Annotated in this window: 14 protein-coding genes and 2 rRNA genes; 3 read left to right on the top strand and 13 right to left on the bottom strand. The window is 65.5% G+C overall.

What is annotated here, in order from left to right; genetic code table 11:
• Window positions 1–11 precede the first annotated feature (11 nt).
• From flgK to flgB, 10 genes are all read right to left on the bottom strand, one after another.
• Window positions 12–1457 carry a flagellar hook-associated protein FlgK gene (flgK, locus tag BW991_RS22245; protein ID WP_076604304.1) on the bottom strand — a complete coding sequence of 482 codons (1446 nt, stop codon included), beginning with the start codon at window positions 1455–1457 and terminating at the stop codon, window positions 12–14.
• A 64-nt stretch (window positions 1458–1521) separates the two neighbouring features.
• The gene (flgJ, locus tag BW991_RS22240; protein ID WP_076604303.1) at window positions 1522–2535 is read right to left on the bottom strand and encodes a flagellar assembly peptidoglycan hydrolase FlgJ; all 1014 of its coding nucleotides are present in this window, start codon (window positions 2533–2535) and stop codon (window positions 1522–1524) included.
• 1 nt (window position 2536) lies between these two features.
• Window positions 2537–3604, bottom strand: coding sequence for a flagellar basal body P-ring protein FlgI (locus BW991_RS22235; protein ID WP_088179656.1), 1068 nt, complete (start codon window positions 3602–3604; stop codon window positions 2537–2539).
• 76 nt (window positions 3605–3680) lie between these two features.
• Window positions 3681–4352, bottom strand: a complete 672-nt coding sequence (locus tag BW991_RS22230) for a flagellar basal body L-ring protein FlgH (protein WP_088179655.1) — start codon at window positions 4350–4352, stop codon at window positions 3681–3683.
• Between the two features lie 10 nt (window positions 4353–4362).
• A complete protein-coding gene (gene flgG / locus BW991_RS22225; RefSeq protein WP_076604301.1) occupies window positions 4363–5145 on the bottom strand; it encodes a flagellar basal-body rod protein FlgG in 783 nt (260 codons plus the stop codon).
• A 135-nt stretch (window positions 5146–5280) separates the two neighbouring features.
• The gene (gene flgF, locus BW991_RS22220) at window positions 5281–6021 is read right to left on the bottom strand and encodes a flagellar basal-body rod protein FlgF (protein ID WP_076604300.1); all 741 of its coding nucleotides are present in this window, start codon (window positions 6019–6021) and stop codon (window positions 5281–5283) included.
• Between the two features lie 38 nt (window positions 6022–6059).
• Window positions 6060–7319, bottom strand: a complete 1260-nt coding sequence (gene flgE, locus BW991_RS22215) for a flagellar hook protein FlgE (RefSeq protein WP_076604299.1) — start codon at window positions 7317–7319, stop codon at window positions 6060–6062.
• A gap of 36 nt (window positions 7320–7355) precedes the next feature.
• A complete protein-coding gene (locus tag BW991_RS22210; RefSeq protein WP_076604298.1) occupies window positions 7356–8033 on the bottom strand; it encodes a flagellar hook assembly protein FlgD in 678 nt (225 codons plus the stop codon).
• A gap of 18 nt (window positions 8034–8051) precedes the next feature.
• Window positions 8052–8456, bottom strand: coding sequence for a flagellar basal body rod protein FlgC (flgC, locus tag BW991_RS22205; RefSeq protein ID WP_076604297.1), 405 nt, complete (start codon window positions 8454–8456; stop codon window positions 8052–8054).
• A 17-nt stretch (window positions 8457–8473) separates the two neighbouring features.
• On the bottom strand, window positions 8474–8878 hold the full coding sequence (flgB, locus tag BW991_RS22200) for a flagellar basal body rod protein FlgB (RefSeq protein WP_076604296.1): 405 nt from the start codon (window positions 8876–8878) through the stop codon (window positions 8474–8476).
• A gap of 239 nt (window positions 8879–9117) precedes the next feature.
• On the opposite strand from flgB, the gene flgA reads away from it, so the two are divergent.
• The 3 genes from flgA to BW991_RS22185 all read left to right on the top strand — a co-directional run bounded on the left by flgA (window position 9118) and on the right by BW991_RS22185 (window position 10700).
• The gene (gene flgA, locus BW991_RS22195; RefSeq protein WP_076604295.1) at window positions 9118–9837 is read left to right on the top strand and encodes a flagellar basal body P-ring formation chaperone FlgA; all 720 of its coding nucleotides are present in this window, start codon (window positions 9118–9120) and stop codon (window positions 9835–9837) included.
• Window positions 9838–9924: 87 nt separating this feature from the next.
• Window positions 9925–10221 (top strand): flagellar biosynthesis anti-sigma factor FlgM, encoded by a 297-nt coding sequence (flgM, locus tag BW991_RS22190; RefSeq protein ID WP_076604294.1) that lies wholly within the window; start codon window positions 9925–9927, stop codon window positions 10219–10221.
• Window positions 10222–10226: 5 nt separating this feature from the next.
• The gene (locus BW991_RS22185; RefSeq protein WP_076604354.1) at window positions 10227–10700 is read left to right on the top strand and encodes a flagella synthesis protein FlgN; all 474 of its coding nucleotides are present in this window, start codon (window positions 10227–10229) and stop codon (window positions 10698–10700) included.
• Window positions 10701–10863: 163 nt separating this feature from the next.
• On the opposite strand, the gene BW991_RS24285 is transcribed toward BW991_RS22185, so the two are convergent.
• From BW991_RS24285 to BW991_RS22170, 3 genes are all read right to left on the bottom strand, one after another.
• Window positions 10864–11436, bottom strand: coding sequence for a hypothetical protein (locus BW991_RS24285; protein WP_076604293.1), 573 nt, complete (start codon window positions 11434–11436; stop codon window positions 10864–10866).
• A 194-nt stretch (window positions 11437–11630) separates the two neighbouring features.
• Window positions 11631–11744: ribosomal RNA gene (gene rrf / locus BW991_RS22175) — 5S ribosomal RNA — on the bottom strand.
• Between the two features lie 89 nt (window positions 11745–11833).
• A 23S ribosomal RNA gene (locus tag BW991_RS22170) occupies window positions 11834–11939 on the bottom strand; the annotation flags it as partial.

Here is an 11939-nt window from a genome sequence, read left to right as displayed (position 1 = left end):
TGTCACCCCGCTCAACGCGAAATCGACAGGATTTCGTCGAACAGCGTCCCCGCCACGGACATGACCCGCGCCGCTGCCTGGTAGGACTGCTGGAAGCGGATAAGGTTGGCCGCCTCTTCGTCGAGATTCACCCCCGAAAGGGCCTGCTGCGCGTCGATCGCCTGCTGCAGCTGCGATTCCTGGCTGCGCTCGCCGATCTGCACCTCGCGGGTCTTGTTGCCGACGAAGCTGACCAATTGCGCGTAAGCCGACTGGAAAGTCGCCGTGTCGCCGTTCATGACCTTTTCCGTCTGCAGCGCGGCGAGTCTCAGCGCATTCTCGTTGTTGCTCCCGCCCGCCCCCACGGTGCCCGTCGGCGCCCCCGAAGCCGCGACCTTGCGCGGATCGGTGAGCACGACGGCAAAAGCCCCGGCTGCCTCCCGGCGCCCGAGGTCGGTGGCGGCGAAACTGCTCAGATCCTTGAAGAAGGCGATGCCGGTGGTCGTCCCGTCGAGGTCGTATCCCGCGGCATGGATCGTGTTGAACTCGGATGCCACCGCGATCGCGAGATCGCCCAGTTGTTCGCGCGCTGCGTTGAGCGTCTCGTTGCGGAATCTCAGCATCCCGCCGAGCTGGCCCCCGGTAAGCACCGAATCGGGCATCAGCACCGAGCCACCGCCGAGCGTCGCAAGGCGGATCTCGCCGCGGAAGGGATCGGACGGCACCGACGAATCCGCTTCGACGACAAGCTGCGATACCGCAGTGCCAACCACCAGCGGCTGACCGCTGCCGATGAACACGCTGAGCGAGCCGTCCGATTCGGTCGTCGTGCTCACCTTCACCAGCTTGTTGAGCTCTGCGACGAGGTTATCGCGCTGGTCCAGCAGATCGTTCGCGGGGATCGAGGTCCCGCCCACCTGCGCCAGCGCGATGCGCTCGTTGATGTCCGAGATCTGGCGCGCATAGGCGTTGATCGAATCGACCGTGCTGACGATCTGTCCCTCGTTGATGTCGCGGATCTCGCTCAGCCGCGTATCGAGGGCATTGAAGCGCGATGCGAGCGACTCCGCGCTGGAGATGAGCGCCTGGCGTGCCGGGAGGCTCGACGGATTCGTCGCCACGTCCTGCACACCGGCGAAAAAGTCGGCCAGCGCGGGCGAGAGGCCCGAGCTCGTGTCGGCGAGCAAGTTGTCGATCTGCGAGATCTGCGTGTTGTAGGCGGCAAATTCCTCCTTGCGCGCGGATGCATTGAGCACCTGCTGGCTGAGGAACTGGTCGTACTGGCGCCGCACGCCATCGACCTCGACGCCCTGGCCGAAGAAGCCGGCCCCGGAGAAGAACGGATCCGCCGTGGTCAGGATCGTCGTCTGGCGGTTGAATCCCGGCGTGTTGGCGTTCGTGATGTTATGGCTGGTCGTCAACAGGTTCGCTTGCGAACTGTTGATGCCCGTCAGACCGATGCTCAGTAGTCCAGCCATGATGTTTCCCTCGTTACCGCTGCTCTTACGGCATTACTAAGCAAAACTTTTGCCAGCAACGAACTCAGCCCGCCAGGGCCGTGCGCAGCGTGGCGCCGCCGATGATGCGCGTGAGCTTGTCGGCGTACATGGGATCGCTCGCGTAGCCCGCCTGCTGCAGGCTGCGCGCGAAACCCGCGGCGTCGGTCTGACCCAGCACTTCCGCATAGCGCGGATTGCCGCGCAGCAGGCTCGCGTAATCGCGGAACGCCTCGGCATACGAACCGTAGGCGCGGAAACGCGCGGTTTCCGTGTACGGACGGCCGTTCGCGTACTCGGTCACCGGCACCTCGACCACCGCGCCCTTCCAGTTCGGCCCGGCCTTGATATTGAAGAGGTTGTAACTCGGCGAACCGTCCGCGCGGCGCAGCTCGCCGCGCCCCCAGCCGGTCTCCAGCGCCGCCTGCCCGACCATGAAATGCGCCGGGATACCCGTGCTGCGGCTGGCTTCGCCGGCATGCGCCCACACGCGATTGACGAACTCGCGTGCGCCTTCGGGAACCGGGCGCGGCGACGATTGCACCTCCGCTGCTTCCCCTGCATCACCCGCCCCCCGAAGCCCGTCGGTCTCGCTGCGCGGCTTGCCGATTACCGCACCGAGCCGGGCGGCAAACTCCGCCAGTTCGTCGGCATCGACGGCGGGGTTTGCCGCCGGCAACTCGCCGCCGGCAACGATTGCCGCCCGCCGCGGAATGCGCGACACATCGAAGCTGCCCTCACCCGCTGCAGCCTGTGCCGGGGCTTCGCCGCCAAGCTGGCGGACGATCGCGTCGGCGAGGCCGACACCGCGCCCCTGCGCCATGTTCATCGCCATCTGCTGGTCCTGCAGCGCTTGGAAGAGCCGCGTCTGGTCGCTGTCGAACATCCCTGTCGACGGCGTCGCATCGCGCATCGACTTCAGCACCATCTGCATGAACAGCGCCTCGAACTGCTTGGCCGCCGCGCGCAGCCCCTCGGGCGAGTTGCCGTCGCGCGCCAGCCGCTTCATGTCCGCGAGCGCCCGCGGATCCATCGCGTTGATCTGGGTGGCGGCAACCATGTCAGATCACCTCCAGCTCCGCGCGCAAGGACCCGGCAGCCTTCATCGCCTGCAGGATGCTCACGAGATCCATCGGTGTGGCGCCGAGCGTGTTCAGCGCCTTCACGACCTCGGCGAGGTTCGCGCCGCTGCGCACGTTATGCAGCGTGCCCTGGCCCTGCTTGATATCGACCGATCCGCTCTGCGTCGTCACCGTCCGCCCGCCGGACAACGGCGCCGGCTGGCTCACCGCGGTATCGACCCCCACCGTGACGGTCAGATTGCCGTGCGCGACCGCGACGTTCTGCAGCGTCACGGCCTGATTCATCACGACCGAGCCGGTGCGCGAATTCACGATCACCTTCGCCGCCTGCAGCACCGGCGTGACTTCGAGATTCTCGAGCTTGCCGAGGAAGGCCACGCGGTCGGAGGGATCGAGCGGCGCGCGCACCTGGATGCTGCGTCCGTCGAGCGCCTGCGCGGTGCCGGTGGAGGTCGCCAGGTTGATCGCATCGACGACGCGGCGGGCGGTGCCGAAATCGGTGTCCTTGAGCTCGAAGGTTACGAACTCGCCCTGTGCGAGCGCAGTCGGCACGGCACGCTCGACCGTCGCGCCGCCGGGAATCCGCCCGGCCGACAGGTGGTTGATCGTCTGCGACGCGCCTCCGCCCGCAGCCCCTGCCCCACCCACCAGCAGATTGCCCTGCGCGACGCCATACACCTGGCCGTCGGCGCCCTTCAGCGGCGTCATCACCAGCGTGCCGCCACGCAGGCTCTTCGCATTGCCGATCGACGACACAGTGACGTCGATCTGCTGCCCGGGCCGCGCAAACGGCGGCAGGCTCGCGGTGGCCATGACTGCGGCGACGTTCTTGAGCTGCAGGTTCGTGCCCGGCGGCAGCGTCACCCCCATGTTGCCGAGCATGTTGATGATGCTCTGCACCGTGAAGGGCGTCTGCGTCGTCTGGTCGCCGCTGCCGTCGAGACCGATCACGAGGCCGTAGCCGACGAGCTGGTTCTCGCGCACGCCGGCGATCGTCGCCAGATCCTTCAGCCGTTCCGCGGCGAACGCCGTTCCCGCAACCAGCATCGCCAACACGCACGCGAACGCGCGAATTCCCCTGCCCTTGCCCAACATCATCCACTCCCGCGACGCATCGAAGCGCTCAGAACGGCGACACCGCCACGAAGAAGCGCTGCAGCCAGCCCATCGTGTTCGATTCGTCGATGTAACCGCTACCCTTGTATTCGATCCGCGCATCCGCGACCTGCGTCGACTGCACCGTGTTCGCAGCCGTCACCGTGTTCGGATTGATCACGCCGGAAAAGCGGATGAACTCGTTGCCCTGATTGATCGCCATCTGCTTCTCGCCCGACACGAGCAGGTTGCCGTTCGGATACACCTCGATCACCGTCACGGTGATCGTGCCGTTGAACACGTTGTTCGCCGCCGAAGCGCCCGCCCCCTCGAAGTCCGACTCGACGCCGGCCTGCAGATTCATGCCCGCGAGGCCCGACAGCGGCACCTTCGACGCTGCCGTGATGCCGCCGGTGACGTCCGAGGCACGCGACGCGCTGCTGTTGGCGCGCTTCTGCGCCGTGTTGCGTTCGACGAGATTGATCGTCAGCGTGTCGCCGATGAGGCGCGCGCGGCGGTCCTCGAACAGCGGCCGCAGTTGCGCGGCCTGGTAGATCGAGCCGTTCGCGGGCACCATCTGCGCACGCGCCTCCGGCCGCACCGTCATCGGCTGATGCACCACCGTGGGCGGAGTCGAATAGATCGACGCGCAACCCGACAGCAGCAGCACCGCAATCGCCCCCAGCACCTGACGCATCATGATCGGCTCCTTACAGCTGCGTCAGCCGCCCCAGCATCTGATCGGACGTCTGCACGGCCCGCGAATTGAGCTCGTAGGCGCGCTGCGTCGTGATCATGTTCACCAGCTCCTCGGCGACGTTCACGTTCGAGGTCTCGACATACTGCTGGTTGAGCACCCCGGCGCCGTTGGTCCCGGGCGCATTGGGCGTCGCGACGCCGCTCGAGGCGGTCTCGCGGAACAGGTTTTCGCCCGCGCTCGACAAACCGCCCGGATTCACGAAGGTCGCGATCTGGATGTTGCCGACCACAGTCGGCGCCGTCTGGCCGGCCTGCAGCACGCTGACGGTGCCGTCCTTGCCGATGGTGACGGTCTGCGCATCGTTCGGAATGATGATCGCCGGCTCGAGCGGGTAGCCGCTGGCCGTCACGATCTGCCCTTGCGAATCGAGCTGGAACGCGCCGTCGCGCGTGTAGGCCGGCGTGCCGTCGGGCAGCGTCACCTGGAAATAGCCGTTGCCCTGGACCGCCATGTCGAGCGGATTGCCCGTCTGCTGCAGGTTGCCCTGCGTGTGGATGCGCTCGGTCGCCACCGTACGTACGCCAGTGCCGATCTGCAGGCCGCTGCCGATCTGGTTCTGCTGCGTGTTCTGCGCACCCGGCTGGCGGATCGTCTGGTAGAGCAGATCCTCGAACACCGCGCGCGCACGCTTGAACCCGTTGGTGGAAACGTTCGCGAGGTTGTTCGAGATCACGTCCAGCTGAGTCTGCTGCGCCTCGAGGCCGGTCCGTGCAATCCACAATGAGCGAATCATGATCCTGACTCCCTTTCCTTCGCAGGCAGACGGTCTGCCTGCAGTCTCGGGGTCAGTTTACGGCGGGGCGGATCGACTCGATCGCCGGAACACCCGCCGAAAAGCCCCGCTAATTTCCTGCTCGCCCGCCGCCCGTCAGCGGGCCGCGAGCACCTGCGCGCCGGCGCGGTCATTCGCCTCGGCGGTCTGCAGCATCTTGGTCTGCATCTCGAACTGGCGTGCCAGCGAGATCATCTGCACCATCTGGTCGACCACGCTCACGTTGCTACCCTCGAGATAGCCGCCCGCCACGCGCACGTTCTCGTCCTGAGGCGCAGCGGCGCCGTCCTGCAGGCGGAAAAGACCGTCGTCGCCGCGCACCAGCGACGCCTCGGGCGGATTCACGAGCTTGAATCGGCCGATCACGTTGATGACGTTCTCGGCCCCGCCCGCCTGCAGTGCGGAAATGGTGCCGTCCTTGCCCACCAGGAACTCGTTGTCCGGCGGGATCGTCACGGGGCCGCCATCGCCCAGCACCGGCAGACCGCTGCGCGTCTGCACGACGCCGTTCGCGCTCAACTGCAGGCTGCCGTCACGCGTGTAGGCCTCGCGCCCGTCCGGCAACTGCACCGCGATCCAGCCCTTGCCTTCCACCGCCACATCCAGCGGCCGCCCGGTGTGCTGCATGGGTCCGGGCTCGAAGTTCGACGCCACACTCGCGTCCACGACGAAGGCCCGCGTCGCGAGCCCTTCGCCCTGCACCGGCACCGCGCGCAGCTTGTGCAGCTCCGCGCGAAAACCCGTCGAGGTGGCGTTCGCCAGGTTGTGCGACACGGCGGCCTGCTGGCCCATCGTGTGCTTCGCCCCCGTCATCGCCGTGTAGATCAGCCGATCCATGATCCCTTCTCCCTATCCCGCGCAGCCGACTATGCCGATCAGCGCAGGTTCACCAACGTCTGCAGGATCTGGTCCTGGGCGCGCACGGACTGCGCATTGGCCTGGTAGGCGCGCTGCTGCACGATCAACTGCACCAGCTCCGCCGTCAGGTCGACGTTCGCCTCCTCGATGGAGCCCGCATTGAGCAGGCCGAGGTTGGCGCTGCCCGGCACGCCGACGATCGGCTGGCCCGAATCCGGCGACTCGGCCCACAGGTTGCCGCCTAGGGACAGCAGCCCGTTGGGGCTCTGGAAGTTCGCCAGCACCACCTGGCCAAGATCGCGGCTCTGGCCGTTGCTATAGCGCCCCAGGATCACGCCGTCGTCACCGATCGTGATGCCCGTCAGGCGACCGGACGCGAAGCCATCCTGACGCAACGTATTCACGCCGAAGGCGCTACCGAACTGCGACGAATCCGCCAGATTGAAACTGATCGTCTGGGTTGCCGAAGCGCCGGTCCCGGCGAACTCGGGGAAAGTGAGGTCGAACTGGCCACCCGCCGTCATCGTGCCCGCAGTGTCGAACTGCAACGGCGAACCCGGAGCCGGAATCGCGATCGCGTCGCCCGTGCCATCCACCTGGTAGAACCCGTCCCACGTACCCGCCGCGGTCTTCTGGAAGAAGAAGGTCAGCGTGTGCGCATTGCCCAGCGTGTCGTAGGCGGTCGCCGAGGTCGAGAAGTTGTACCCGCCCGCGGTCGGGTTCGTGCGGTCGAGCGGCGCCGGGTTGGTCGGATCGAAGGACGGCGAAATCGGCTCGCGCGAGTCGAAATTCATCGTCAGCATCATCTGCGACGACTGATTCGGCTGCACATCGGAGAAATCGAGCTGCAGGCGCTGCGGCTCGCCTCCGGTCAGGATCACGCCATTCGTCGCCGCGTAACCCGTCAGCTGGTAGCCCTGCGAATTGACGATGAAGCCGTCCTTGTTCACGTCGAACTGCCCGTTTCGCGTGTAGGCAATCGTCCCGTCCGACGCAGACATGCGGAAGAATCCGTTGCCGTTGATCGCAACGTCGAGCGGATTGTTAGTCGTCGTAATGTTCCCCTGCGAGAACAACTGCGTCACGGCACCGATCGCTGCCCCGATGCCCACCTGTGTTCCACCCCCGGCACCGTTCAGCGCGGCCGCAAACACGTCGGAGAACTCCGCGCGCCCGGCCTTGAAGCCGACCGTATTCGCGTTCGCGACGTTGTTGCTGATGACATCGAGGGCCTTCGAGGACGAATTAAGTCCGCTCAAACCTTGCTGGAAAGCCATGGCCGTCTCCCTGGAAACTCGGTCTCAAACAATTCTTCAAACAATCTGGCGGACATCGGACATCTTGAAGATGCCCATGTCGCCGACCTGGAGGTCGGTACCCTTGGTGCCGCGCACCACGCTCGTCACCGCCCCGAATTCGAGGACTTCCGCCGCAACCGGCTTGCCGCCGGTCACCGCCTCGATGCTCACCGTGTATTTGCCGTTGGCTGCACGGCTGCCGTCGCTCGTCGTGCCGTCCCACTGGAAGTTGTGCGTTCCGGCGTCGAAGGACCCGAGGTTGACCGCCGCGACCTCCAGCCCCTGCGCATCCTTGATGTGCATCGTGACCGCATCGGCGGGGACGTCGAGCGCAAAGCCGCCGATCGACCCGGCATCGCCGAGCTTCAGCCCGCTGCCCGGAATCAGCACGCCGCGTCCCACCAGCGACGCCGCCTGCAAGGCTTCGGACGACTGCTGCCCGTCAAGCAGCTGCGTCAGCATCGTGTTGAGCCGCTCGATGCCGTCGACCGTGCTGATCTGCGCCAACTGCGAAGTCACCTGCGCGTTGTCGAGCGGATTCATCGGATCCTGGTTCTTCAACTGTGCCGTCAGCAGCGTCAGGAAGCGCCCCTGGCTATCCACATCGGATTTCGCCGAAGTGCTGTCCTTCCGCCCGAGCAAGGCCAGTGCCGAATCAGCCGCCGACGAAACCGTGTTATTGACCGTTGCCATGATCCGCTCCCGAAAACCTTACTGCCCGATCTGCAGCGTGCGCTGCAGCAGCGTGCGCGCCGTGTTCATCACTTCCGCGTTGTTCTGGTACGCACGCGAAGCCGAGATCATGTTGGTCATCTCCTCGACCACATTCACGTTCGACATCTCGACGTAGCCTTCCGCGTTCGCCGCCGGGCTGCTCGGGTCATAGGTCAGACGCCCGGGCTCCGCGCTCTCGACGACGTTCGAAACCGTGACCCCGACGCTGTTCGGACCCGCCACCGGCGCGGCGGTGAATACCACCTGCTTGGCACGGTAGGGCTGGCCGTCGGGCCCCGCAACGCTGTCGGCATTCGCCAGATTCGACGCCGTGGCGTTCAGCCGCGCGGATTGCGCATGCAGCGCGGATCCGGCGATCGCAAATACGTTGAACATGCTCATGGACGCCTGCCCTCCGCTCACTGACCGGTGATCGCTGTCTGCATGCTGCGCAGCAGGCCGTTGATGAAGGTCACACTCGCCTCGTAGTGCACCGAGTTCTCGGCGAAGGCGGCACGCTCCGCGTCCATATTCACGGTGTTGCCGTCCACGCTGGACTGGAACTCGCGGCGATACCCGACGAAGGCGCCGAACGGCATATCCCCGGCCACGTCGAGGTGCCGCGTAGACGTGCTTGCCAGCGCAAGCGGCCCCATGCGTTCGCCCAGCGCCCCTTTCAGCGCGCTGCGGAAATCGATGTCACGCGCCTTGTAGTTCGGCGTGTCCGCGTTGGCGATGTTCGACGCCAGCATCTGCTGCCGCTGCGCCTGCAGGTTCAGTGCCGTCTGGTGAAACTGCAGCGCGCTGTCGAGTTGGGTCTTCATGGCATCACCTCAAGTTCTGTCGCCGACGGCCGTTAAGCTCTTCATCGGCTGGCACCTGGTTCATCGCACCTTCCATGCCAGCGATCTTAGTCCGCACCCCGCAAGCCCCTAGCCGCGATAAGACCGGCAAATACCGGCCAATTCCGCCGCTTTCAGCAGTGCCGCCTCAGCACCCGGCAAGCCGCAGCGGAAAACTTTGCCGGTTGCCGATCGGCCGGCCGCATGGTGGAATGCGCCCCATGCTTTCGAACCGCCTCATCCCTCCTTCCCGCCGTCGCGCCGTCATCTCCCTGCTGCCCCTGAGCCTCGCGCTCGCCGGCGGAAGCGCCGGTGCTCAGCAGCCCCTGCCGCCGGTCCGGCAGGCCGTGATGACGTTCCTCGGTCAGCAGACTTCGGGCCTGCCGGGCAAGGTCGGCATCACCGTCGAAGGCGTCGATCCGCAGAACCAGCTCCCCGCCTGCGCCGAGCTCGTTCCCTTCCTCCCCCCGGGGACGAGGGCCTGGGGCCGGATCAACGTCGGCGTCCGCTGCGAATCTCCCATCGGCTGGACGATCTATGTGCCCGCGCAGATCTCGGTCGTCGGCGACTATCTGGTTGCCGCGCGCCCGATCCGTGCCGGCCAGGTGATCGCACCGACGGATCTCGAACGGCGCAGCGGCGACCTCGCGGGCGAAGCACCCAATACGCTGACCGACATGACCCAGGCCGTCGGCCACAGCGCCCGCTTCACGATTGCCGCAGGCAATGCGCTGCGCACCGACATGCTCCGCCTGCCTCAGGCCGTACGGCAGGGCCAGAACGTCAAGGTCGTCGGATCCGGCAGCGGCTTCACGGTTACCAATGAAGGGCGCGCACTCAATGCCGCCGCAGCAGGAGAACCCGTGCGCGTGCGCCTGGGCAGCGGCCAGGTCATCTCGGGCAAGGCGCGCGCCGACGGCAGCGTCGAGCTCGATTTCTGATTCCGCGGCCATGCGAAAAATTAAACCTAAAGTTTTCGCTCCTGCGGTCGTCAACACGAGCAGAGACCGCTTAATGGGAGTAGCGCCATGAAAATCGAGGGAACACTGAAGCCGCCGGGGTCCGCCCCGGCCGGAGAAGCCCGGGAAAAACGCCCGGCCAGCACGACGATTGCCAGCGCCGCGAATGAAAAGGTCGAGCTGTCCTCGCTCTCGTCCAGCCTCAACAAGGCCGAAGCAGCGATGGCCGCCGCACCCGAGATCGACCGCAACCGCGTCGATGAAATCCGTCAGGCGATCAGCGAAGGTCGCTTCAAGGTCGACGCCAACCGCATCGCCGACGGCCTGATCGAGAGCGTGCGCCAGATGCTCGACGCGCAGAAATAGTGTCCGTGAATCTGCAGCCCGAACTTCAGCGCCTCGTCCAGCTGATCGACAGCGAGGCGGTTCTGCTGCGCGGCTTCCTTGCGCTGCTCGAACGCGAGGAAGCCCTGCTCCTCGCCGGCGATGCCGACAGCCTGCTCGTCCTGACACGCGAAAAGACCGAACGCTTCCATCAGCTGCAGCGCATCCACAACGACCGCGCCCTGCTGCTCGGCAGGCTTCGTCGTCCGAACACCGATGCCGCGATCCGCGAGGTGTGCGAGCCGTTGCCGGACAGTCTCAGGCGCTGGGACGAAATTCACGCGCTCGCACGCGACGCGCAGGCACGCAACGAACTGAACGGCAAACTCATCTCCGAGCGCCTCCAGCATAACCAGGCCGCGATGTCGATTCTGCTCGACGCCGCCCGGCAGCCGCAGCTCTATGATTCCGCCGGAATCGCCCGCCCCGGCGGCGGTGGCCGCCACCTCGGCAGCGCTTAAGGCAAACTAAGCCTGCACGGGGAACCTCCCCCGCGCAGGCCCTGGAAAGCCACGACGAGTAGCACGCCCCTCAGGGCATCACGAAGTCGTACCACGGAATTGAGCCAGCGCGCACCGCGTTCCGACCGCGCCATATTTACCGCCAATTCCGAATCGCGCGCGATCACAACCCGCCCAGATCCTCAATTGCATCTACAACCATGCTTGTCCCGATGGCGATCATCAGGATGTCCCCGGCAACTCGCACGAACTTGTGCCCCGGCGGCGGCACCCCGATCTCAACGACGAGCGCAGGCGGAAGATCGTAATACACGACATCGCGTGGCAACGCCCGACCAACCGCCCATTTTTTCGCCTGGCCCGGGGGCATGCAGCCATTACCTTTCTTGGCGAGGCCGGGAGGACATCTGCCCGCCCCCCCTTCGCGCGCGAAATACTCCCGGATCACCGTCCGCTCCCGCGTCTCGAAACGTGTCACGACATGGCGTGAACCACTGTCTCGCGAACGCGCCGCGCTATCGCGGCCATCACGGTCCGCGGGCCCCCGATCGTCCCGCTCGCCCTTTTGCTGCCCGCCGCCCTTTCCGCCGTGCCCCTTCTCGGCCCGCTCGTGTTGCCCGCCCTTGCCGCCCCCTCCTGCATGATCAGGCTTCTCGGCATTTGCAAAGCCGCACCCCAGAAGACCGGCAAGAAGCGCGGCCACCACCTGTACCTTGCACAAACGGACTGCTTGCATCGTCTATCTCCTTGAAACCGGAAGGGCAGATGACGCCGCAATTTCGCCGGCCAACTCGTTTCGAGCCGCACACGCCGACTTGCGGGCGATTGACAGCAACATACAACAAATCCGGCCTAACACGAAATCCGGAGCGTAGACGCAAAAAAGCCGCTGATCCTGTTTAGGAAGAGCGGCTTTTTTGGGAGTAGGTAGTCTGACGATGACCTACTTTCGCACTCACGAAGAGCACTATCATCGGCGCGGACCTGTTTCACTGTCCTGTTCGGGATGGGAAGGAGTGGTTCCAGGACGCTATGGTCGTCAGACTGTAAAGGGTCACAAAGTGGGGGAAGTAGAGTGTGTGGGGGTGTGATTGTATTTTGGCGTGTTGAGTTCGCTGTCGATCCAGGGTTATAGGATCAAGCCTCACGGGCAATTAGTATCGGTTAGCTTAACGCATTACTGCGCTTCCACACCCGACCTATCAACGTTGTGGTCTTCAACGACCCTTCAGGGGGCTC

Origin of the sequence: Aromatoleum tolulyticum (genome assembly GCF_900156155.1) — a bacterium.
GTDB classification, from domain to species: Bacteria; Pseudomonadota; Gammaproteobacteria; order Burkholderiales; family Rhodocyclaceae; genus Aromatoleum; species Aromatoleum tolulyticum.
This window is presented reverse-complemented; position numbering and strand designations above follow the sequence as displayed.